We start from the raw sequence: 22,773 nt of genomic DNA, 5'->3' as shown, positions 1-22,773 counted from the left end.
ACTCCTTGGGTAGTAGAGGATTGGCTAGAACCCTTCTACCAGTGTTCGTGCCTGCCCCACATCCCCAACACGCACCTATCCGCGCACCCTCTAACAACACGCGACACTAGGGCTTACCGCGAAAGCGGGACTGAGGTCAAGACGTTCCAAGCCGGAGCAGATCGGTCACCAACGACCTGTGGTCCGGGTAGATGAACATCCAGACATGCACTTGAGAGGGTGCGCAAGGCTCGAAGTGTGTGTCGCGATCGACATGCCTTTGATGCAGGGCTGGCCCCGATGCTGCAGATGGAGGTGGGATTCCGTGACAACACGGGAGTCGAATTTGCCCCCAGGCCAGTGGACAACCCGGCAGCTTCGACGATGGCTCACCGAGCTCTCCCGCGACCTGCCGCCCGGCGAGGTGCTGGACACCTACGTCGCGGCCACCCGGGAGCGGGTGGGGGCCGGGCTCGCGCCCCAGGCCGAGCTCGGGGCGACGACCCGGCGACTCGCCGCCGCGGCCGGGCGCGACGGGGAGGCCGTCGTCCGGGACCTGCTGCGTGAGGTCCTCGGGCTTCCCGGGATCGTCGGGGCCTCGATCAACTTCTGGCGGAAACACCTCGACGACCTGCGGGTTCTCGGCCGCGACGAGCCGGTGCGGGACCTCGTCGCCGGCATCGTGTCGACCCAGTGCACCCCCGAGGAGTGGGTGGAGGTCCTTGAGGCCACCGGGGTCGCCGATGACCTGCGTTCCGGCCGTCTCGACGCCACGGCATGGGTGATCCCGCACCTGGAGCGCCTCTTCTCGCGCCCCCACGGCAGTCAGTACCGCTTCGCCGAGTTCGTCGCCGGACTCGACTTCCGCGGTCGCATCCATCTCTGGGCGGACGCCTGGCACCTGGACCTCGACGTCCTCGACGCGCTCGTGGCCGCCCACGCACCGTTCAGTTTCATGGGTGGTGTGAGCGGGGGACATGCCGTCGCCGAGTGGGCCGCCCGGGAGCCCCGCCGCCCCCTGGACCACCTGGCGGCCTCGAACTGGCATCAGGACTTCAGCCATGAGGAGATCGAGGACTGCTGGCCGGTCATCATCGCCCACGACGGCGCCAAGCGGCTGTTGCGACGCTGGGCCGAGCCGCAGCTCCGGCGACGTCCTCACCCGCGTGAGCTGTACTGGGAGCTGTCCCGGCTGCGCCCGCTCTGCACCCTCGCGGGTGGTGCGATCGTCGGTGACGAGGTCCGGCAGCTCGCCGACCACCTCGACGCTCCGGCGTTGCTCGTGAGGGCCCTTGCCCAGGGCATCCCGGGGGTCAGGGGCGTCGGGCAGGTCGGCCTCGAGGATGCGGCGCGGCTGCTGGGGCTCAGCCCCACCGCCCCCGACTTCCTCGAGGAGGGGCAGCGGATCGACGCCTCACCCGAGGCCCTCGACGTCGCTTCGGCCGTCGTCGGAGGGGAGCGGGCGGCGGATGCCGTCGAGATGGCGGCCCGCATCAACCGGCTGGTGGCCGACGGTCGCGCCCAGCTCGACGGACTGACGGGGTCGCCGGGCCTCGGGGTGGCGGTCCGCAGCGACCTCGCGATCTGGGCGTTTCCGCCCCTTCACCCGACGGCCCGGCCCAACAACAGGGAGCGGGTGCTGGCGGCGGGGGAGGCCCTGGCCAGCGGGCGGCTCCCCGAACTCGACTGGTGGGAGCCCTCGCTCACCCTTGCCTCGGTCTGCCCTGAGGTGCTGCTCGCCATCGCGGTGGGACCGGGCCGGGACGTCGCCGAGATCCAGGGCGCAGCCGCCCTCATCGAGGCCTGTCTCGACGCGAGGCTGCTGACGTCGCGGGCCCGCGCCTGGACCTTCCCCAACGAGCCGCCCGTCGTCGCGAAGGGGGATCGTGTCGCCGGTGGGCTCTGCGTCGGCACCTGGCAGGCCAACGGTGAGGAGCACGCGCTCGTGCTCGCCCCCGGCGGGGAACGCCCTGACCGCGTGGCCGGTCGCCCGGTCGCCGAGTGGCGCCGGACGCGTCTCGGCGACCCGCCCTGGGTGGTGGCCGGGTTCCGGCGACTGCTCGCCGAGGGCCCGCCGCCGTGGCGGCCTTCGCTGGTCGAGGAACTGGCCACGGCGACGGAGCTGCCGCGTGAGGTCTCGGCCCTGATCCTGGCGGGCCGGGTCGACGGTGCGGTGCCCGACGGGGTGCGCGACCTCCTCGGACTCACCGCCGCGGAGATGGAGCGGGCCGTCGACGCGGTGTCGGGGATGGATCGGCTGCTCCTGATCGGGCTGCTGTCGGCAGGGGCGATCCCCGGCAACCCGGTGGTCGACGGGCCGAACGTCGTGTCGATGATCGAGTTCTGGCAGTGGCATCACCCCTGAGGCGTAATATCTGCATCGGGTGTGATGCAGATATGAGGGTGACAGTGACGCTTCCTGAGCGAACCTACAAACGGGTCAAGGAGATTGCCCGCGACGAGGGCGGATCGGTGTCGTCGGTGATCGCTGAGCTGACCGCGCGTGGCCTGGCCGACAGTGCTCCCGGCGGCCATCCCATGAGTCCGCGCACAGGGCTTCCCGTCGTCAGTGTCGGCCGCGTCATCACCATGGCAGAGGCTGCGGAACTGGCGGCGGAGGAATGACACACCTCCTTGACGCGAGCGCACTCATCGCTCTCGTGGTCTCCGAGCATGAACACCATGACAGGGCATCGGAGTGGTTTCAACAGGTCACGGAGTCCGGGGTCGCGCTGTGCCCGATCACCGAAGGGGCTCTCGGTCGGTTCCTGCTCAGAACCGGCGAGTCCCCAGCAGGGGTCGCGCAACTTCTGACCACCCTGCACGACCATCCCGCAGTCGATTTCTGGCCGGACTCGATCTCATACCTCGACGTCCCACACCCCAGGATCCGGGGCCACCGGCAACTGACGGGTGCCTACCTGGTGGCGCTGGCCGCGTCCCGGAAGGCCGTGCTCGCGACGCTGGACAGGCCCATGGCGGCGACATGGCCCGAGCACGTTCTCCTCATCCCGGGCGGCTGACGGGATCGACGCGCATCTGCAGGGTGGATCACTCTTGGTGGACTTCCTGTCGGGAAGTGTGAACATCGCCTCTGCTTTGGAAGCCTGAAGCTTTGGTATTGGTCCTGCGAACACTGTCGCGGAGGATCCGGTACGGTCCCGGGGGGGGTGAGAAGGGTGCCCGTTTGGAGGCATATTTTGCATGCAGAAAGCTCACTGATGCATGCATATGCCCTAGTTGTCCTGGAGTTCGGGGGAAAGGCGAATGAGCCCAGATCGCGTGGGTGGCGATGGTTGCGGCTGTCTTTCGTTCTTGGCGGCGTTATTCACGGAGCTGAGGTGGTTGTTCATTTCGGTGTCGGCGTCGCCCTCTCCTTGCCGCTGGTCGAGCCGGGTCCGGAGCCTGCGGAGGACCCGTGTCGAGACCCCGTGGGATTCCCGCTCAACTCGAGTCCCAGCACCGTGTGTCAGCGGTCTCGACACGGACGGCGCGCTGGCGCGCGCAGTCCGGCTCGACCAGCGGAAAAGAAGGTCGTGAATAACACCTTTGGTTGTTCACGACGGCTCGCGCGCCATCCTTCCCACCGCTGCTCACACGGGGTCCGGAACGTGCGGAGGACCCGTGCCGACACCTGTGGGATGGTTGTCTGAGTCGAGTCCCAGCTCTGTGTGCCGGAGGTCTCGACACTGACGGCTCGCTGTTGCTCGCGGTCCGGCTCGACCAGCGGGAAAAGGACGTGAATGAGGCCGTCAGCCCTGAGGGAGCTCCAGGACCAGCTTGCCAACGTTGTCGCCTGAGTCCAGGATCTCGTGGGCCCGCCGCACCTCGTCGAAGGGGACCCGGGTCTCCGGGGCCGGGCGGATCGAGCCGTCGGCGATCCTCGGCCACACCGTCTCCTCGACGCGGGCGCAGATCTCCGACTTCTCCCTCACCGGGCGGAACCGCAGCGACGTGGCGGTGATGGTGCCGTTCTTCTGGAGCAGCAGTCCCAGGTTGAGGGTGCCCTTCGTGCCGCCCTGCAGCCCGATGACCACCATCCGGCCGCGACGGGCCATCGCCTTGACGTTCATCTCCAGGTACTTCGCACCCATGATGTCGAGGATGACGTCCGCGCCGCGACCTCCCGTCGCCTCCTTGACCCCCTCGACCCAGTCGCCGTGGTAGTCGACGGCCGCGTCCGCGCCGTGATCGAGGCAGTGCTTGAGCTTCGTCTCGCTGCCCGCCGTCGCGACGACCCGCGCCCCGATGGACTTCGCGTACTGGATGGCGAAGGTGCCCACCCCGCCCGCGCCGCCGTGGACGAGGAGGGTCTCCCCGGCCTTCAAGCCCGCGACGTCCATGTTCGACACGACGGTGGCCGCCACCTCCAGCAGCCCGGCGGCCGTGACGAGGTCCACCCCTTGGGGCGGCGCGCACAGCTGCCCCTCCGGCACCACGAAGTACTCGGCGTAGCCGCCCCCGGCCAGCAGCGCGACCACCTCGTCGCCCTTCCGCCAGCGCGTCACCCCGTCGCCGATGGCCTCGACGACGCCGGAGGCCTCCAGCCCGATGATGTCCGTGACCCCCTTCGGCGGCGGGTAGAACCCACGCCGCTGCAGGATGTCGGCACGATTGACCCCGGCGGCGACGGTGCGGACCAGCACCTCGCCGGGTTGGGGGGTCGGCGTTGCGACCTCCTTGATCTCGAGGGCTTCGATGTCCCCGGGCTCTTCAACGATGACAGCTCGCATGGGGAGCAGTCTACGGTGCCCCCCTTCAGGGTTCCGGCCAGGTCAGGGTGCGACGCGAGACGAAACGACGCTCCCGCCCATCGACGGGATCCGTGAACGCCAGCTCCTTGGCGAGGAGGCGCAGCGGGGTGGTGAAGTCGTCGATGTCGACATCCCGGATCTCCGGGTAGAGCGGGTCGCCGAGCAGCGGCACCCCCAGCGAGTTGAAGTGGGCCCGGATCTGGTGGGTGCGTCCCGTGAGCGGTCGCACCAGGTAGCGGGCCCAGTCGCCGCGGACCTCCGCCACCTCGATGTGGGTCCAGGCGTTGGGGGCCTCGTCGAGGGTCTCCGCCTGCAGCACCCCCACCCGTTTGACCAGGTGCGAACTCACCGTCCGGGGGAACTCCACCCCGTCACGGTACGGGGCGATCGCCTCGTACACCTTGGTCACCTCGCGGCGGGCGAACACGTCCTGGTAGGCGCGTCGCCACTGCCGGGTCGTCGTCATGAGCAGCACCCCCGCCGTCCCGCGGTCCAGCCGGTGCGCCGCCGACAGCTCCGGCAGCCCCGTCGCCTCACGGCCTTTGACGACGGCGCTCTGCAGCACGTGGCGGCCGCGCGGGATCGTCGACAGGAAGTGCGGTTTGTCGAACACCACGACGCGGTCGTCGCGGTGGAGCACCTCCAGGCGTCCCGGAACCTCCGCCTCGGGGCGCAGCTCTCGGTGGAAGAAGACGAACATGTTCGGCCGGTATGGCTCGTCGCCCGTGAGGGGACGGCCGTGCTCGTCGACGAACTCGCCGCGCGCCAGCATCGGGTCGACGGAGTCGCGCCCGGGTCCGAGCCGCTCCAGCAGGAACTCCCGCATCGTCGCCCACGGGGCGTCGGCGCCACGATCCCGGGTCCGCACCCACGCGGCCTGGAGACCGTGGCGGGGAGGCAGGGGCGAGCGGGGCGGCATTCCGGGGATTCTATGGGGTGCGTCGGGAGGCGACGAGTCGGGCACCCAGCAGGATCCCGACGCCGACGACGGTGGCCAGCCCCGCGACGATCGCGAGGGTCCGCAGCCGTGACGGCAGTGGATCGGTGCGGGCGGGGCGCGGCGGCAGCGGCTCCGCCGAGGGGTGATCGGCGGCCGGGAACCGGGGGTTCGGCGGCCCCGCCGCGCGCCCGTCGTTGATGAACTCGACGGCCGCGCGCGGGGCGACCAGGCCCCAGCCGAGCGCGTCACTGCGTTCCGCCCGGTGGGGCCGCAGCGCCGTGGTGAGGATCCGGTACTCCCAGTCGGCGGGGGTCTCCTCCGGGTGCGCGGCGGCGACGAGGGCCGCCACCCCCGCCACATAGCCGGTCGCGAAGGACGAGGCTGGCTGGCCGCCCGCGAGCACGCAGTCGCCGTCGGAGAGGAACGTGGTCAACACGTCGGAGCCGGGAGCCGCGACCTCCACGTGCGGGCCTGCGATGACCGAGGTCGACGCCATGCCCGCCTGGTCCGTCGCCGTGACCGACAGCACCTCCGGATAGGCGGCCGGGTAGCGGGCGGCGGCGGGGTCCTTGTCCCGTTCCGCATTGCCTGCCGGGGCGACGACGAGGGCGCCGAGCTGCGTCGCATGGGTGACGGCCTCCCTCAGCTCGGGGGAGTCCACCGTCGAGGCCAGGGCCACGACGATCACCCGTGCCCCTTGGCCGGCGGCCCAGCGGATCCCCTGCGCCACCTGTCCCGGCTCGGGTTCGGCCCCGCCGGTGGCGCGATCGCCCGTGTAGACGCGCACCGGCAGGATCGTTGCATCCGGCGCGACCCCCACCAGCCCGGAGCCGTCGACGGGCCGCGCCGCGATCTGCCCGGCGATGGCGGTGCCGTGCCCCTGGATGTCGACGCGGCCGTCGGACTCGCCCGTCACGTCGAGTCCCGGCAGGACGGCCTCACCGAGGTGGATGTTCGCCGCCGCCACCCCCGAGTCGACGACGGCGACCGTCACGGCCCCGCGGGACAGCCGCCAGGTGTCGGTGATGCCGAGGGATCCGAGAATGGCCGGGGCCTCGGGGACGAGGGCCTGGGTACCGACCTTGCACTCCTGCTGTCCCTCCGTGGGGGTCTGGGCGGTCGCGACGGGCACGCCCAGCCAGAGCACCGTCGCGGTGAGCGTGGCGAGAAGACGTCTCATCGTCGCCCCACGCTCGCCCAGGCCGCCTCCGGGTCGAGGGTGGTCCCGGCGGGGATGAGGGCCGTCCAGGCCGCGGGGACGTCGATGACGGGGGCACTGTCGTAGCCGAGGCGGGTCAGCGACTCGGCGGGGGCGTTGCCGAGGCCGTGGATGAGCCCGAGGTCGGAGACGAGCATCACCTGCCCCAGGTCGCCGTCGGAGGTGGCGCGCACGAGCGCCCCGGAACCGCCGAGGACCGACGCGGCGTCCTGGTCGGCGGCCAGGCGCGACTCCGGGTCGCCGCTGCCGGGCAGGGCCTGGGCGAGGGCGTTGCGTTCCATCGACTCCAGCACCGGGATGGGGGCGCCGGAGGCGTCGCGTCCGAGGGCGGCGCAGGGGACGGAGTCGTGGGGCACGACCTCGGTGAGCTGGCTCGGCCAGTCGGCGGGGGCCACCCCGGCCGGGTCGACCTCCAGGCCCGCCATGTCGGTCACGGAGGCCCGCAGCGGGGTGGCCGACGGGTAGAGCTTGGCGGCGACGGGGGTGAGGGGGGCTGCCCGACCCGCCCCGGTGATGACGTAGCGGCGCCCGGCCCCGTCGTCACTCACCTCGACGACGCTGCCGATGACGGCGGAGCTGAGAGCTGCGGGCATGCCGGGCGCGGGTTGCCCGGCCCCCTCGACCGTGAGGGGGGCGACGATGGACCCCTGCGGGAACAGGTGCAGCCACGTGGCGGGTACCTCGTGGACGGTGGAGGTCTCCAGGCCCAGGGCGAGCAGCACGGTGGTGTGCTGGTCGGCGGGGACGGCATGGCGCACCCCGTCGGCGATGAGGTGCAACTGGTCCTGGTTGCGCACCACGACGACACCGCGCCGCACGTGCCCCGTCGGCAGTTCCGCCACCCACGTGTGGGTCGCGGCGCCCAGCGGGCAGGAGAACCACAGGTCGGAGCGCAGGTCGCGGGCTGCGGGGACGTCGTCGGGTACCCCGGTCAGCCCGATGGGTGCGCCCCGGTCGATGCCCTCGATGGTGGCGGCGGACAGCTCGCTGGTGTGGTACTGGCCCGCCGGCGCCAGCAGCCGGGCCGAGGTGATGTTCGCGACGGGGCGCAGCACCCCGTCGACCGTGTAGTAGCGCGCCCCGGTGCCCTTGACGATGATGAGGGTGGAGTCCTGCCAGTTCGCGGGCAGTCGCGGGGCGAGTCGGCCCAGGATGGCTGCGATGACCACCATCACCCCCACGAGCGCCGCCCCGACGACGAGCGGGGCGAACGCGGAGCGGGTCTCCACCTCCTTGCCTTCGGGGGTGCCGGAGGCGAAGGCCGTGACGAGGCGACGCCGGTTGTACTTCTGCGCCTCCAGGATCTCCTTGTTGGAGGGCATCAGAGGATCCCCCAGACCAGCGCCGCGAGCGGCAGGATGCCGAGCAGCGTCACCAGACCGAAGGCGTCGACGGCGCGGCTGAGGGCGGGCCGGTGCTCGGGGGCGAGGACGTTGACGGCGAGGATGAGGCCCGCGGTGAGGAGGAGGCCGCCGAGCAGCCACGGCAGGGCGGCCGGGATGACAGCGAGCGTGGCCACCGCCGCGAGGAGGGTGAGGACCATGCCGGTGAGGACCCCGAGCAGGACCTCGACGGCGGAGCGCAGCGACCGGGTGGCCAGCATGAGGGCGATCCCGGCGGTGGCCAGCAGGGCGATGGCCTGGGGGCTGCCGGTGAGCAGCGGGGCCGCGACGAGGAGGCCGACGGAGCTCCCGGCCTTGAGGGCCAGCACGAGCACGCGGGCGACGGCCACCGCGCGGTTGACCCTGGCGCCGTCGATGCGCTCCATCTCGTCGCGGGTGCCGAGGGTGATGGGGAGTCGGGCGATCGCCACCCAGGGGGCGCTGAGGGAGATGACCACGAGGACCGCGACGACCAGCGCCCCGGCCGACTGGGCGGGGATGCCGAGCGTATGGGTCATACCGCCGATGAGGGCGAGTGAGACCCCTGCGAGGAGGGGGCCCGCGAGGGAGGCCTTCAGCTCGCCTGGGAGGCTCAGCAGGGCCGTCGAGCCGATGAGGAGACCGGCCCCTGCGGTGACCAGGGGCAGGCTGAACCAGGGGCCGGGAGTGAGGGCGAAGGCCGTGCAGGCGACCAGGACGGGGACGGTGTGGCCGAGGGCCAGCGCGCCGACGCGGTTCGGCAGCCGCGCGACGACGGCGGTCGCGAGGGTGGTGAGGACGGCCCCGGCGAGGCCGACGCTGGTGGTGAGGGTCGCGTCGCGGCTGCCGGTGGCCAGCAGCACGGCCGCGACGAGGACGAGCAGGGCGGAGCAGTGGGCGGCCAGCTGAACCGAGTCGTTCCCTGACCACGGGGTGGAGCGTTCCGCGACGGCGGTGCCGACGGCCTCGATGAGGTCGTCGTAGCGCTGCTCGTCGACGCCCTCGCCGATGGGGGTGAGGGTGAGGACGGTGCCGGCGGCGATGCCCTGTGAGCCGAGGGTGCCGGCCTGGGTGAGGGTGCGGCCGCTGGCGGTCCGCAGGGAGAAGCCGCGGGTGGCGGAGGCGGCGTCGAGGGAACGGAGCCTCGCGACCATGGCGGGGATCAGCTCGACCACGGCGACGTCCGGGGGCACCGTGAGGTCCACCGTCTCCCCGTTGGCGCTGAGGGAGACGGGCAGCAGTCGGGGCAGATCGGTGGATCTGGTGGACGTCATTCGGCTCCTCCTCAGTGCCTGAGCCCTCCAAGTGTGGCGGCCCGGAACCCCTCGACTCCCCGCTCTGGCCAAGTGGATGACACATCCACAAGAAAACGCCTGAAGTATCATCCCTTGTCAGCGCGATTTGCCTTGGAGGTGCCCCAAGAACGCCAGATTTCTTGGTGCAGAGGGCTCCCGGCGGACCCCAATCGTAACTAGGTTTCTGCCGTGTCACCGCGCCACATGAACCACAGTGGGCGGAGCTTCGACGGAGAGGACAGTCATGGCAGATCAGATGAGGGTTGTCGATCAAGCATTGATCACCGGTGCGCAGAAGGCCGAGGAGGTCGCCGCGTCGGTGCGCACGAAGATCGACACCGTCGTGTCCCACAAGGGGGACTCCACAGCGGGATGGGGTGGCCCGGCCGCTTTGGCGATGCAGTCCACCGTCGATCAGTGGGCCGAGGCGGCCCGCCCGATCGCGACGGCGCTCGAGGAACTCGCGGCCAAGCTCCGTGGTGTGGACGCCGAGAACGTCCGCACCGAGGAGGAGCAGACGGCGGTCTACAACTCGATCAAGGGACGGATGGGCTGAGGCCCCACAGCAGGACAGGAGAATGAACATGAGCACAGGCGAGATCAAGGTCAACTACGCGTCCATGGAGAGCCTCAAGGCGGGGCTGCGGCAGCAGTCCACCGAGATCCAGACGCAGCTCGACGACCTCGAGGCCGCGGCACGGCAGCTGGCCGGGAACTGGGACGGCGACGCCAAGGAGGCCTTCAACGACGCCAAGCGGCGCTGGGATGCCTCGATGGCGCACATGCACCAGATCCTCAACGACACGGAACTGAAGATCGGCAACTCCGCCGTGCAGTACGCGGAGACCGACCGCGCCAACGCCCAGCGGATGCTCTGAGACCGCAGTCGTCGGGGCCGCTCCCGTGCCTGACCCGGGCCGGGGCGGCCCCGAAGCATGTCAGCGGTCAGGGGTGCCGGGCGGGCTGACCGGTCGCCGCGACGACGAGACTCGTGCCGTGGAGAAGGATGGCCGCCCCCGGCCCGGCCACGACCCGTTCCCCGCGCTGCAGGCGGGAGAGCGAGCCGTCGGGGCGCATGAGCTCGGTTCCGGTCGTCGAGACGTCCTCCAGCCAGATCCCGCCCGGGACCGGGCCCACGATGAGATGGGTGCGTGACAGCTGCCCCGTCGGATCGGGCAGTGTCAGGCAGGTACCATCCTCCGAACTCACCTGAGGTGATCTCCCGACGAAGACGGGTCCATCCACCGCCACCCGATCCCCCCAGGGCAGCAGCAGCCAGGAACGCGGCGGTTCCGGCAGCGGACCCCAGCCCTCCGGCAGTTCCGGTGACGCACCGGGGGTGGGCGGCGGGGGAGGAGTCGGGGAGGGGTACGACGGCATCGCCCACGCGATGGCCGGGGACTGCCAGCCCTCCGGCACGCGCTGGGCCTCGCCGCGCCGGATCCGGTGGGCGGCCGCGTGCGACGGGGCGTCCGGTCGCAGGTCGATGACCTCGGTGCGGCTCAGCCGGTCCACCCAGTCGCGACCGTCGCGTCCCAGGAGGATGGTCACCAGCGGCCCCAGCACCGTGACGTGGAGGATCCCCATGAGGCAGGCGCGCAGCAGGGCCGGGCCGAGCCCCGGTGCCCGCGTCGTCCCCTCGGCCACCCGGGCGATCCGCAACAGCGCCGCGCCCGGGGTCCGGCCGTGGCGTGACACGACGAGGACCAGCACCGCCAGCGCCTGCGCCACGACGAGCCCCGTCAGCACGGCCGACCGGCTCCACCACCACGTGGCCGTGCCGACGGCGGCGACGACCAGCAGGTCGACGAGGTAGGCGATCACGGCCCGGGCCGGGTGCGCGGGCGGGAAACCGGGACGTGAGGAGGTCATGACAGCACCTGCCACAGCATGTCGAACACGTGGCCCGCCATGACGGCCGCGGGCAGGAGCAGGTGAAGGCTCAGCCGTCCCGTCACGTCGCCGAGGTGCCCGAGCAGCGCGGATTCCCGGGCGCGGGACAACGTCACCGCCGTCACGGTGCAGAGGAACGCCACCGCCAGCAGCAGACCCGCGGCCCCGAGCGGACCCAGGGTCGCGCCCGCCGCCGGCGAGGTCAGCGTCGCGATGAGGACCGCCACGGCCGACAGCCGTGGCAGGATCCGCGACCACGGGTCGCGGCGGCCCCGGGGCAGGAGGAACAACGACAACCCCGCGCACGTCAGCAGCACCAGGGCGGCCCACCCCGTCGAGGCTTCCGGGGCGAGCAGGCGGGAAGTCGGGAAGGCGGCGGCACCGGCCGTGACGCAGAGCACGAGTAGCAGCATGGTGCTGCGGTCGTCGGCCTCGATGAGGGAGCGGCGGATCCTTGGCCCCGTGATCCGCGACGGCGGCAGAACCTCCGGCGCCCGCACCGTCGCCGAGGTGGTGACGGCCGGCAGGTGCAGCAGCTGCCGCTCCGGCATCCGGAACGACAGGTTCGGCACGATCGCCACCCCGAGGGTGGCGACGGCAAGCAGCAACGCCCCCAGCGTCGCCATCCCCGGGTCGGCCAGGGCGACGACGGTCAGGGTGAGCGCCGCGACCAGCCACAGGGTGGAGACGAACGGGGCGACGTGGCCGCGGTCCAGGGTGCGCACCCCCAGGCAGCACACGAGACCGGCCCAGGCGATGAGGGCAGCCACCATGGCGGGGGTCGGCGCGTCGAGCAGCGGCGTCACGACGCTGCTGCAGCCACCGAGCAGCGCCGTCGCGGCGAACAGCCCCCAGGGTGAGCGGCGCAGGGGGCGGGGCACGAGGGCGGCGACGAGGAGGACGCCGAGGGCGACGGCCGTGGTGACCCGTGCCGCGGCGGGGATCGGCCACCAGCCCAGTGCCGGGGCGAGCAACACCGTCACCTCGGCGACCGAGGCCAGACCCAGCAGGAGCGTCCACGCGATGGTCGGGCCCACCCAGGAACGTTCCTCCCGGGTTCCCGGTTCAGCCGTGGTCGCGGCGTCGTGGTTGCTCGCGCCGACGTGCAGCAGAGCCCCGGATCCCAGGTCCTGCCCCACCCGGTCCCCCGGCGCGACCCGACGACCGTCGACCAGGGTCACCTGGAACCGCCCGGTGGTCGGGGCCAGCCCGAGGCGGTTGAGGACCGCCCCCACCGTCGTCCCGTCCGGAACCGAGACATCCACCGTGCGGGGACCACAACGGACGGTCAACAGCGTCGATGCCATCCGGTCCTCCCTGCTCTGAAGTGACGGTGACCGCCCGGGACGGTTCGTGCCCTGAGGATAGTATGTGAGCGCCCCGCAGGCAGGCGGGCCCGCGCATCGGAGGGTGGAGTGGACAGTGGTGCGACCCACGCGTGACGACGGGACACATGCGCCCGAACTGCCGAGCGGCACCATCGAGGTCCAGCCGCCACCGGATCAGGTGGAGCCTGCAGGCATGGGCAACATCCTCGCCATGGCGCTGCCGATGATGGGTTCCATGGGTGTCATGGTGTTCATGGCGTTGTCGCAGGGCCAGAACACCCGGATGATGGTCATGGCCGGTGCCATGGTGTTCGCGATGCTCGCGATGGTCGGGTTCAACATGTACCGCCAGATCAGCACCCACCGTCAGAAGGTCGACACCGCCCGCCGCGAGTACCTCGCCTTCCTCGCCGAGACCCGCGGCACCGTCCGTACCGTCGCGAAACGGCAACGCGCCTACGTCGGCTGGCACCTGCCGGACCCTGAGGCCCTCATTCTCGTCGCGGTGGAGGGGACACGGCTGTGGGAACGCGACGCGGCCAACGACATGGCCACCCACGTGAGGATCGGCACGTCGACGCAGCCGCTCGCGATGGAGCTGGTGGAGCCGGAGCTGGCGCCGCTCGCGAAACCGGACGTGGTCTGCCTGTCCGCGATGCGCCGGTTCGTCGACACCCACGCCGCAGTGGAGGGCTTGCCCTTCGGGATCATGCTCGGCGACTTCAGCCACATCGAGGTGGGTGGGGAGGCCGAGGTGACGCGGGCCGAGATCCGCGCCATGATCGCCCACGTCGTCACCCTCACCCACCCGGACGCGTTGCGCGTCGCCGTGCTGTGCCGACCGGGGGAGGAGGAGCACTGGGACTGGCTGAAGTGGCTGCCCCACGCCCGCTCCCACGAGGTCGGGGATGCGTTGGGCGGGGCCCGGATGGTCACCTCGGACATCATCGCGCTGGGGCAGATGCTCGGCGACGAGTTCCTCGGCCGTGGCGGCTTCCGCAGCCGCGACGAGAGCACCCCGTGGCCGCACCTGCTGCTGGTCCTCGACGGGGTGAGCATTCCCGAGGTGCACCCGCTCGGCGCCTCGGGTGGCCTGTCCGGGGTCACCGTCGTGAGATCCATGACGTCGTGGGCGCCGTTGACCTCCCGCACCACCCTGCGGATGCTGCTGCGACCCGGCGGCGAGGGCGACGACCGCGGGGTGCTCGAACTGCTGCTCGTCGATCAGCAGCCGATCCTCGGTGTGCCGGACCGGGTGGAGGTGGCCCAGGCGGAGGCGGTGGCACGTCGCATGGCGGCGTGGACGGGTGAGTCGCGCCCGGAGGTGGACGCCCCCGTCGGGCTGTCGGACCCGAAACGCTCACAGGACCTGATGGAGTTGCTCGGCTGCGGCGACATCCGGGACTTCGACCCGGAGCGACGGTGGCGGCGGCGGGAGGGCCGTGACCTGCTGCGGGTGCCGTTCGGGGTGACTCCGGAGGGGGTGCCGGTGGTGTTGGACATCAAGGAGGCTGCGCAGCTCGGGATGGGCCCGCACGGTCTCCTCATCGGTGCCACCGGGTCCGGCAAGTCGGAGGTGCTGCGCACCCTCGTGCTGGCGATGGCCCTCACCCACGGGCCGGATCAACTCAACTTCATCCTCGTGGATTTCAAGGGCGGTGCCACCTTCGCCGGGATGGCTGACCTGCCCCACGTCTCCGCGATGATCTCGAACCTGGAGTCGGAGCTGTCCCTGGTGGACCGGATGCAGGACGCGCTCCGCGGCGAGATGGTGCGTCGCCAGGAGCTGCTCAGACGGGCGGGCAACTACGCCAACGTCACCGACTACGAGGCGGACCGGCTGGCCGGGAGGCACGAGGGGCCGCCACTGCCGGTGCTGTTCCTCATCCTCGACGAGTTCTCGGAGCTGCTGAGCGCCAAGCCCGAGTTCGTCGAACTGTTCGTGGCGATCGGGCGGCTGGGACGGTCGATGTCCATCCATCTGCTGCTGTCGTCGCAGCGACTGGAGGCGGGGCGGCTCCGGGGCCTCGACTCGCACCTGTCGTACCGGATCGGGTTACGGACCTTCTCCGGGGCGGAGTCGCGTGAGGTGCTGGGGGTGACGGACGCCTACGACCTGCCCCCCTACCCGGGGGTCGGCTACCTCAAGACGGGAACGGAGCAGATGGTCCGGTTCCGGGCCTCCTACGTGGCGGCCCCGCCACCGGCGCGAACCAGCCAGGACGGCGAGACCCCGGACCGGGCGGGGCCGGTGCAGATCCTGCCGTTCACGACGGGGCGGGTCGAGGCCCCGACCGAGGAGGAGACACCGGAGGGGGTGCCGCTGGCCCGGGATGACAAGTGGCAGGGGATGACGCAGCTGGGCATCGCGGTGGCACGGATGAAGGGGCACGGGACTCCTGCCCACCAGGTGTGGCTGCCGCCGTTGGAGGTGCCGGACACCCTCGACGTGCTCATGCCGGACCTCGTCGTCGATCCCGTCCTCGGGCTGCACTCCCCGTCGTGGCGGGCGAAGGGGCCGCTTCGCTTCCCGCTCGGCACCATCGACCTGCCGCTGGAACAGCGTCGTGACGTGCTGGAGTTCGACCTCGCGGGGGCCAACGGGCATTTCGGTGTGGTCGGCGGTCCGTTGACGGGCAAGTCGACGGTGCTGCGGTCGGTGGTGATGGGATTGAGCCTCACCCACACGCCCCAGGAGGTGCACTTCTACATCATCGACCTGGGTGGCGGCACGTTCACGCCCTTCGACGGGGCCGCACACGTCGCCGGGGTGGCGACGAGGGACCGGCCGGATGTCATGAACCGGATGCTTGCGGAGGTCGAGGGGCTCATCGAGGAGAGGGAACGGTTCTTCCGTGCCCACCGGATCGACTCGATGGAGACGTATCGGCGGGCCCGCGCCGAGGGGAGGCTCGACGACGGGCGCGGCGACATCTTCCTCGTCGTCGATGGCTGGATGACGTTGCGGTCGGATTTCGAGGGGATGGATGCCCGCATCATCCAGATGATGGGCAGGGCGTTGTCGTTCGGGGTGCACCTGCTGGTGTCGGCCAGTCGTTGGATGGACATGCGGCAGCAGATCTCCGACGCGTTGGGGTCGCGGCTGGAGCTGCGGCTGGGGGATGTCTTCGATTCCCGGTTCGACCGGAAGGTCGCGGGGGCGGTGCCGCAGTCACGGCCGGGGCGCGGCCAGGAGGCGGGCCACCATCACGTGTTGGCGGCGCTGCCGAGGATCGACGGTCTCGCCGAGCCTGCGAGTCTTGCCGACGGGGTGGCGGACGCGTTGCGTGCCATCGAGGATGCTGCGCCCGTGAAGGGTCCGAAACTCAGGCTGCTGCCGTCGAGGATCTCCCTCGACGGGGTGCGCAGGCTCAGCGCGAGGCCGGAACATCTCGCGCTGGGGGTGGAGGAGACCCGGCTGGGTGCGTGGACCGTCGATCCGGGTGCGGAGGCGCACCTGCTCGCCTTCGGCGATGCGAGTTCGGGAAAGACCTCCTTCCTGCGTGGCGTGATCCAGGAGGTGATTCGGACCCGTCAGCCGAAGCAGGCGCAGTTCTTCGTCGTCGACTACCGCCGTTCGCTGCTGGGGGAGGTGCCGGAGGACTACCTGGCGGCCTATCTGACGAACATGGACCAGGCCCAGGAACACCTGGAGGGGTTGGAGCAGTACCTGAGGGATCGCCTGCCCGGTGGCGAGGTGACCCCGCGGCAGCTCAGGGAACGATCGTGGTGGAGTGGGGCTGAGGCCTGGGTCATCGTCGACGATTACGACCTCGTCTCCAGCCAGCCGAAGAATCCAGTGGCGGCCCTGCAGCCCTTGTTTGCGCAGGCCTTGGATCTCGGGTTCCACCTGGTGCTGGTGCGGCGCATGGGTGGGGCGTCGCGGGCGGTGTTCGAACCGGTGATCCAGGCGTTGCGGGACCTCGACGTGACGGGGCTGTTGTTGTCGGGCAACCCTGACGAGGGGACGGTTCTTGGCCGGGCGAAGCCGACGAAGCTGCCCCCGGGTCGCGCCCAGGTGTTCCATCGGGACCTGGGCAGGTTCATGGTCCAGTTGCCGTTCTGCCCTCCCCCGGAGTGAGGGTCCGCGAGTCGTGCTCCTCCGGCTCGGGGTTCGGTGAACGACGCAGTGGGATGCGGAACCGAAAAACGTTTCCCGTGTCGTCCTCTTGGCCAGCAGAGGGCGTCGAGAGGGTCGGAGCCTCTAGTTTGGGTCACGCCCAAGGAAGGGAGTGGGTCCATGAACCTTGAGTTCGACCGCGATGCGGTGGGCATCAACGCGAAGAAGGACTGGCACGACGCCGACACGCTGGGGTCGATCTCGGGGGCCATCGGTACGGTGACGTGCGCCGGCACCGCCACCCCGGTGGGGGAGTATCTGGCCGACGGGGCCACGAGTCTTCAGACGGTGGTGGAGCAGGCCCTCGTCGCGCTCGGGATGGTCGTTGCGGAGTGCTCGGATGCCGCAGCCATCCTGGGGTCGGGCCAGGAATCGGCGATCAGCGACATGGATGCGACGGAGCAGGCGGGGTCGTCGGCCTTCGACAGGATCAGCGCCTCCCTGGGAGGTGATCCGCGATGGGACCAGCCGATCTGATGCCGCTGCCGGACGCGTTGAATCACATCCGGGCCGGCGGGTTGGGGTCGACCTTCGCGACGCTTTCCCGGCGGCTGCTGGACACACAGGTGGCGGGCTTCCAAGGACGCGAGGTGCCGAACTGGATCGGCGAGGCCGCCGACGCATACACCGACTCGATTCGCACCCTCGGCGACCGGGTTCGGCAGGTGGCCTCATCGGTGGGTGGCTGCTCGAGCGAGTTGGCTTCCTGGGCTGAGGCCGTGGGGGATGCGACGCTGAACTCCGTGCCGGCACTGCATGAGCGTTACAGCCAGGCCGACCTGCAGTACCAGCGGCAGGTGCAGTCCCTGTCGGCTCAACTGGCCCAGTCGAGGGACACGGTCAGCCAGGAGGATGTTGATCAGGTCATCGCCCGGTACGCGAGTGAACGGGATGCGGAACAGGAGGAGGTGCTCCGCGAGTACGAGCGCATCATGACCGCTCTGGACGACGAGGCGGCGAGAGTGGCAAAGGCCATCCAGGCGGCGGTGGATCAGGCCATCGGGATCGAGGGATGGAGCGAAGGGGGCGGTGGAAATCGCACCGACCTGGCAACCGAGCTGTTCAACGACATCCCGGTGGTGGACGGCCAGGCGGAGTTCGAACGGGCCCAGCGGGACGCTCAGGACGCAGCCAGCTATTTCGGCGACCTCGAACTCACCGAGGAGGACGTGACGGAGTTCACCAACAGGTTCGGCGACCGGCTGGACAACCCCTATTTCGCGGCCGCCCTGAGTGAACTGGTGACCCCGGAGCAGATGACGCAGTTCATCATGGAAGCGGATCATCTGAGGCTCCTCCAAGGGCCCGGGAGCCCTCTCCAGGAGACCTTCGACACCCTGGTTTCCGCCATGGGCCACGTGCTGGTCATCTCCACGGGTGGAATCGATGCCGGTGGTGACAGGAGCAGCTGGGAGGGTTTCCACGCGGCGCGGAAGGGCTTGCTCACCAAGGATGGCCTGTCCTTGGAGGAGCTCGGTATGCAGCGGGCCGCGCAATGGAAGGAGGTCGGAAGGTCGGAACTGCAGTACGAGGAGAACGTGGGCAACGGGAGGAGCGTTGGCGGACGGTACTTCTCTCCGCAGTTGGGCTATGAGTACATGGGCCTGATGATGGGGGCGGCGGCGGAGAGGTACCCCGGGCTTGCTGTTGGTGCCGTCTTCTGCAGGCCTCAAGCGGATGGGGTCTCGCTCGCCCAGGACATCGTCGCCAGCGAGGATGCGTGCAGACGGGTGGGCATGACGTTGGAGGGGGACTACGGGACTGAGATGCCGGATCGACGACTGGGTGGGGCCGAACGACCCCTTGCCGTGGTGGAAGCGATGCTGACGCTCATGGACGAACCCGTCGTCCCGACCTACGGTCCGGTCGGTGCCGAGTGGACATGGCGGGGTTACCGCGAGGCCGATCTGGAGCGATACGACGCGGTGCAGTCCTTCCTTCTGGGAGAAGTTCCTCCAGGGGTGACCGCGAATACGGCGAACTCGGAGCCCATGACCATGGTCCGTTATCTTTCCGGTGCCCGGTGGGAGGCGGGTTTCCTTCCCGATGATGAAGGTGAGTCCTTGGGGCGACTCATAGCAGAACTCTCAGATCCAAGTGCCAGGCAAGTCCGTGTGGAGGGAGAGGTGGAGCCGGAAGAATGGCGGGACAGTCGCTCGGGGCGTGCGGCTGTCGTGGCGGCAGAGTTCTTCGAAGGGTATCAAGATGGGTTGGAGAAATCGGGCGTCGACCCCAACACCGGCAAGAGTGGTTTCGGTGAAGCGAATAGTGCTCTTCGGAACTGGGCAGGATCGATCCTGGCCCCGTACATCTCCGACATGGGTGAGTCCATCTCCAAGGGCGGGCGTTCGGGCGAGGACCTGCATGGGGTTGGGGTCGAGTTCCACGGCCTGAGACAGCGTCCGAAGTTGGTGATCTCGGAGGAGTTCCTGAGGCGGCTCAGGCAGGACAACGGGGTCTTCAAGGACCTGGCACTGGATGATCGGGAGGACGTCAACGGCACGGCGGATGATCTGACCGATGACATCAGCCCCTATGGCCGTCCTCCGGCCTCGGAGGTGCTGATGGCTGCAGCCATGCGCGGCTACGGTCAGAACCTCGACTGGGCGTTCGGGGGCGACGTTGAGCCAGGTCAGGAGCCGCCCGGCTGGGAACCGTCCCCTGACTCCCCGCGGCTGTGGAACATCAAGAAGGTCGTTGGTGATTCGGCCTCGGTGATGCTCCTGCTTGACGCCTCGGACTCCTTGGCCGCCATTGACGTGGGGGAGGTGAACGATGCCTCGGTTCGCCGGATCAGATCGTTGGCTCAGTACGTTCTGGACAAGGTTGACCTGGGGGGTCTCATCGATGTCAACGATTCCGTGAATCCGTGGATTCACAGAGGAGTGGATGCCGTGCAGGATGAAATCCTGGACCGGATCTTCGTGGATGACGCCGCTGCGCGCGCTGCCGTGCGAGGCGCTGAGTCCCATGACTCGCTCGAGAGGCTCATGAAGGAGGTGGCGGTGGTGAAGTTCTACCAGAGTGGGGCGGCGGGATCCTCTCCCGGGGAGCTGTGTGAGGAGTACCCGGAATTCAGGGAACATGTACAGGCGAGCTACCCCGGACTGCTGAACTCTCCGGCGCCCGAGAATTGGTGGGAGGCGTCCGAGGAATGGCGTGATGCTTTCAGGGGGTGGTCGGAGCAGGACGGGGCTGCTGTGTCCGCGAGCCTTGACGTCCTGAGTGACGAGGTTGACCTTGCGTTGAACAAGGAGCGTGAAGAGTACTACGAGGAGTACCGCAGGGGGAAGGTGAAGTGAGGTTCCTCGAGAGGGCGTGGCAGCAGGGGTTGGCGTCCTGTTCGGTCGTCAAGCAGGGCGGATGGTTCCGGACCGCAGGAGGACTCTGGATGGCCGTCGCCCTGGTCTTCTTCTTGGCAGGCTGTCATTCCGAGCAGGAGCCTCCTCCGAGGGATCCCTACCACTGGGCGACCGCGCCGGTGGTCAAGGACTTGGTTTCAGGTGATCGTGCCGTGCTGTCCCCTCCTCTCGGGTATGAGTTCTCGTACATCTCCATTCCCCATTTGAAGAACAACAGGCATTGGGTTTCGACCAGTGGTGGGCAGCGAATTCCTGGGTTGGGGGTTCAGGGTTCCTGGCCTGCCGGGGTGAGCTGGGAGAGGGATCTGGGGGAACTGTGTCACACGCGCGAGAGATATCTCGCCGAGCGTCGTCAAGTTCCGCGAGTACAGCGACTCGAGCCCGGCTTGGTCGATGGTGAGACTGCCTGCAGGTTCAGAGGATTCTATCCAAGCTATACTCCCACTCCTCAGGAGATATGGGTGTTGTGTCGAAAGGACAATTGTTGGATCTTCATCCTTGAAGGTGCCATGGGCTCTCGAAGCATTCCCGGCGAGTTGATTGCTGCGATGGAGACGGTGCGGTTTGTTCCGCCGGTGGAGGAGATCCCGGATTTCAGGCTGGGGGAGGCGAGCGCCGGTGCGCCCGAGTGTCCCACGTGTTCGAGGAGGTGACAGCATGCGTCGACTGGCTGTGACCGTGTGTGCCGGGATGGTCCTGGTGTCAGGTTGCGCCCGGGTGGACGGACCTGAGCCGTCGCCCTCGGCCAGCGAGGTCTTCGACGATGTCGTCGCGTTGGAGCCCCCGCGGGGGTATGAGTTCCTTGGCGTGAGTGAGAGTGAGCCGGTGAGGGACTGGGAGGTCAGGCGCGGGCAGCTTGACGTGCACAAGCTCGATCATGACCCCGGCGAGGGGGCGATGATGATCATCCAGTCGGGGGTGGAGAGTCGGGATCCGGCACACCCGGGTCCGGAGGGGATGGCTGAGTTCTGCGCTGGGTTGGTGCAGTCGGTGGCTGCTGAGGAGGGGGTGTCCCGGGTGGAGCAGCTGCCGGAGCGGCTCATCGACGATGCCCAGGCCTGCGGGGTGGCGTGGCAGCAGGGTGAGGGGGACACGGCCCAGGTGGTGATGCGGTGGGACCTGTGCCGCCGCGACGGCTGCTGGCGGTTCACCATCAAGGGTGCACAGGGACGCGACCATGTGCGGGGCGACTTCCGCAAGTCGTTGCGGACGGTCCGGTTCGTTCCCCGACCGGTGGTGGGTGAGGATGCCGTGGTGAACACCCCGGAGGCGTCGCCGACGGCCACCAGCAGCTGACAGGAATCGGTTCAGAGAGAAGAGGAAGGGAAGGTCAATGACGTCACTGCACGTACCGCGGGGGGACCTGGCGCGGCTGGCGGCTGCCCTGCACCGGGTGGTTGACAGGCTGGACGAGCTGGAATCCATCGAGGTGCCGAACCCGGAGCGGTTGCTGCCGGGGGCCAGCTCCGGCGTGAAGCTGGCGAATCGGTGCACGTCCACCTTCGACATCCAACGCGATCTGGTGCGGCGTCGTCTCCGGTGGTTGGCCGATGACATCGCGGAGGCTGATGCCCGATTCCAGGAGGCCGATGTCCGGGCGGAGGATGAACTCCGTCGCGCCGGTGAGCGCCGCACCATCCCGATGCCCGGACTACCCCTGACCTGAGAGGTGAACATGACGTTGACATGGGAGGACATCCTCCAGTGGGAACCCCTGCCGATGCACGAGCTGAAGGAGGAACTCCGACGTTTCCGCAAGGCCATCAGCAACGAGGTCGATGAGGTCACCGAGGCCCTGACCAACATCAGGTCGACGGGGGAGACGGCGGAGGTCGTGAAGGAACGGCTCGGCGGGTGGCAGCAGTCGTTGTCGATCCTCGCGTCCGACCTGAGGACCGCGGAGCAGGCGGCGTCGGCGGCCGTGGAGGGAGTGCGGCGGGTACAGCGTCTCGTCGCGGAGGCGGTCGATCTGGCGGAGGCGCACAGCTACCTGATGATCAGCTCACACGGAGCGATCTCGGCGGCAGTGGGGGCTCCGGCCTCGGATGCGGGGGCTGTCGAGGAGAAGATGATGGCCCTGCATGAGCTGGTCCGACGGGCGCTGACCGAGGCGGCTCATGTGGATGAGGAACTCCAAGCGGCGCTGTCGGGCCGACCGAGTCCCTTCGGGCGGCAGCCGGTCGTTCCGCCGAGGGACCCGTGGCCGGGGCGGGGCATGCCGGTCATGCCACCCGAAGTGACGCCGATGCGGCCGCCGAACCACACCCCCCTCACCGGAGGGGTGCTCCCGAACACCGATTGACGGGAGGGAGCGGCGACGGCGGACCCTCCCCCGAGCCGAGCACCAACTCGCGGACTGCTTGCCTGCATCGTCTCAAACGAGCCCTCGCGGAGGTGGTTCGGTGGTTGTGTTCACCAGCGGTCGTCTTCTGGTGGGGGTGCTGGGGTGAGGGTGGTGGTGTCGCCTGCGGCGAAGTGGGAGGGGTCGACTTCGGGTGGGTCGTCGTTGATGCGGGTGACCT

General features: G+C 69.6%; 19 protein-coding genes. 12 read left to right on the top strand and 7 right to left on the bottom strand.

Features of this window, described 5'->3' with window-relative positions; translation table 11 throughout:
* Nucleotides 1-304: 304 nt before the first annotated feature.
* From EII35_RS13725 to EII35_RS13715, 3 genes are read left to right on the top strand one after another with little or no spacing between them, the layout of a single operon-like run.
* Entirely contained in the window at nucleotides 305-2,344 is a 2,040-nt protein-coding gene (locus EII35_RS13725; protein WP_125229035.1) for a hypothetical protein, read from the top strand.
* A 44-nt stretch (nucleotides 2,345-2,388) separates the two neighbouring features.
* Nucleotides 2,389-2,604 (top strand): antitoxin, encoded by a 216-nt coding sequence (locus EII35_RS13720; RefSeq protein ID WP_185744351.1) that lies wholly within the window; start codon nucleotides 2,389-2,391, stop codon nucleotides 2,602-2,604.
* Nucleotides 2,601-3,002 (top strand): PIN domain-containing protein, encoded by a 402-nt coding sequence (locus tag EII35_RS13715; protein WP_125229033.1) that lies wholly within the window; start codon nucleotides 2,601-2,603, stop codon nucleotides 3,000-3,002. The genes EII35_RS13720 and EII35_RS13715 overlap by 4 nt, the downstream gene beginning before the upstream one ends.
* A gap of 729 nt (nucleotides 3,003-3,731) precedes the next feature.
* Here EII35_RS13715 and EII35_RS13710 read toward each other — a convergent pair.
* The 5 genes from EII35_RS13710 to EII35_RS13690 form a co-directional block, all read right to left on the bottom strand.
* Nucleotides 3,732-4,712 carry an NAD(P)H-quinone oxidoreductase gene (locus EII35_RS13710; RefSeq protein ID WP_125229032.1) on the bottom strand — a complete coding sequence of 327 codons (981 nt, stop codon included), beginning with the start codon at nucleotides 4,710-4,712 and terminating at the stop codon, nucleotides 3,732-3,734.
* Nucleotides 4,713-4,737: 25 nt separating this feature from the next.
* The gene (locus EII35_RS13705; protein ID WP_221739764.1) at nucleotides 4,738-5,559 is read right to left on the bottom strand and encodes a pseudouridine synthase; all 822 of its coding nucleotides are present in this window, start codon (nucleotides 5,557-5,559) and stop codon (nucleotides 4,738-4,740) included.
* A gap of 103 nt (nucleotides 5,560-5,662) precedes the next feature.
* Nucleotides 5,663-6,853 (bottom strand): S8 family serine peptidase, encoded by a 1,191-nt coding sequence (locus EII35_RS13700; RefSeq protein ID WP_125229030.1) that lies wholly within the window; start codon nucleotides 6,851-6,853, stop codon nucleotides 5,663-5,665.
* Nucleotides 6,850-8,214: a type VII secretion protein EccB gene (gene eccB, locus EII35_RS13695; RefSeq protein ID WP_125229029.1), complete on the bottom strand. Its 1,365-nt coding sequence runs from the start codon at nucleotides 8,212-8,214 to the stop codon at nucleotides 6,850-6,852. The genes EII35_RS13700 and eccB overlap by 4 nt, the downstream gene beginning before the upstream one ends.
* The gene (locus tag EII35_RS13690; RefSeq protein ID WP_185744350.1) at nucleotides 8,214-9,527 is read right to left on the bottom strand and encodes an EsaB/YukD family protein; all 1,314 of its coding nucleotides are present in this window, start codon (nucleotides 9,525-9,527) and stop codon (nucleotides 8,214-8,216) included. Before EII35_RS13690 ends, eccB begins: the two co-directional genes overlap by 1 nt.
* A 277-nt stretch (nucleotides 9,528-9,804) precedes the next feature.
* Between EII35_RS13690 and EII35_RS13685 the strand changes: the two genes are divergently transcribed.
* Both EII35_RS13685 and EII35_RS13680 read left to right on the top strand, forming a co-directional pair.
* Nucleotides 9,805-10,104: a WXG100 family type VII secretion target gene (locus EII35_RS13685; protein ID WP_185744349.1), complete on the top strand. Its 300-nt coding sequence runs from the start codon at nucleotides 9,805-9,807 to the stop codon at nucleotides 10,102-10,104.
* A gap of 28 nt (nucleotides 10,105-10,132) precedes the next feature.
* Entirely contained in the window at nucleotides 10,133-10,426 is a 294-nt protein-coding gene (locus tag EII35_RS13680) for a WXG100 family type VII secretion target (RefSeq protein ID WP_185744348.1), read from the top strand.
* 67 nt (nucleotides 10,427-10,493) lie between these two features.
* Here the strand turns inward: EII35_RS13680 and EII35_RS13675 are convergent, their stop codons facing one another.
* Entirely contained in the window at nucleotides 10,494-11,420 is a 927-nt protein-coding gene (locus EII35_RS13675) for an RDD family protein (RefSeq protein WP_125229025.1), read from the bottom strand.
* A complete protein-coding gene (locus EII35_RS13670; RefSeq protein WP_125229024.1) occupies nucleotides 11,417-12,748 on the bottom strand; it encodes a ubiquitin family protein in 1,332 nt (443 codons plus the stop codon). The genes EII35_RS13675 and EII35_RS13670 overlap by 4 nt, the downstream gene beginning before the upstream one ends.
* Before the next feature lie 115 nt (nucleotides 12,749-12,863).
* On the opposite strand from EII35_RS13670, the gene eccCa reads away from it, so the two are divergent.
* The 7 genes from eccCa (at nucleotide 12,864) to EII35_RS13635 (ending at nucleotide 22,553) form a co-directional block, all read left to right on the top strand.
* On the top strand, nucleotides 12,864-16,850 hold the full coding sequence (gene eccCa / locus EII35_RS13665; RefSeq protein ID WP_125229023.1) for a type VII secretion protein EccCa: 3,987 nt from the start codon (nucleotides 12,864-12,866) through the stop codon (nucleotides 16,848-16,850).
* A 159-nt stretch (nucleotides 16,851-17,009) separates the two neighbouring features.
* Nucleotides 17,010-17,366, top strand: a complete 357-nt coding sequence (locus EII35_RS13660; protein ID WP_125229022.1) for a hypothetical protein — start codon at nucleotides 17,010-17,012, stop codon at nucleotides 17,364-17,366.
* Complete coding sequence (locus EII35_RS13655) at nucleotides 17,348-20,191, top strand: hypothetical protein (RefSeq protein ID WP_125229021.1); 2,844 nt, start codon at nucleotides 17,348-17,350, stop codon at nucleotides 20,189-20,191. Before EII35_RS13660 ends, EII35_RS13655 begins: the two co-directional genes overlap by 19 nt.
* An 89-nt stretch (nucleotides 20,192-20,280) precedes the next feature.
* Entirely contained in the window at nucleotides 20,281-20,904 is a 624-nt protein-coding gene (locus EII35_RS13650; RefSeq protein ID WP_125229020.1) for a hypothetical protein, read from the top strand.
* A 4-nt stretch (nucleotides 20,905-20,908) separates the two neighbouring features.
* Entirely contained in the window at nucleotides 20,909-21,547 is a 639-nt protein-coding gene (locus tag EII35_RS13645) for a hypothetical protein (RefSeq protein WP_125229019.1), read from the top strand.
* A gap of 37 nt (nucleotides 21,548-21,584) precedes the next feature.
* Complete coding sequence (locus EII35_RS13640; protein WP_125229018.1) at nucleotides 21,585-21,917, top strand: hypothetical protein; 333 nt, start codon at nucleotides 21,585-21,587, stop codon at nucleotides 21,915-21,917.
* Between the two features lie 9 nt (nucleotides 21,918-21,926).
* On the top strand, nucleotides 21,927-22,553 hold the full coding sequence (locus EII35_RS13635) for a hypothetical protein (protein WP_125229017.1): 627 nt from the start codon (nucleotides 21,927-21,929) through the stop codon (nucleotides 22,551-22,553).
* The last annotated feature ends 220 nt before the right edge of the window (nucleotides 22,554-22,773 follow it).

The organism is Arachnia propionica, from assembly GCF_003932785.1.
In the GTDB taxonomy this organism is placed as follows: Bacteria; Actinomycetota; Actinomycetes; order Propionibacteriales; family Propionibacteriaceae; genus Arachnia; species Arachnia propionica_B.
Note: the sequence above shows the minus strand (reverse complement) of the source record. Positions and strands in the feature narration are given on the sequence as shown.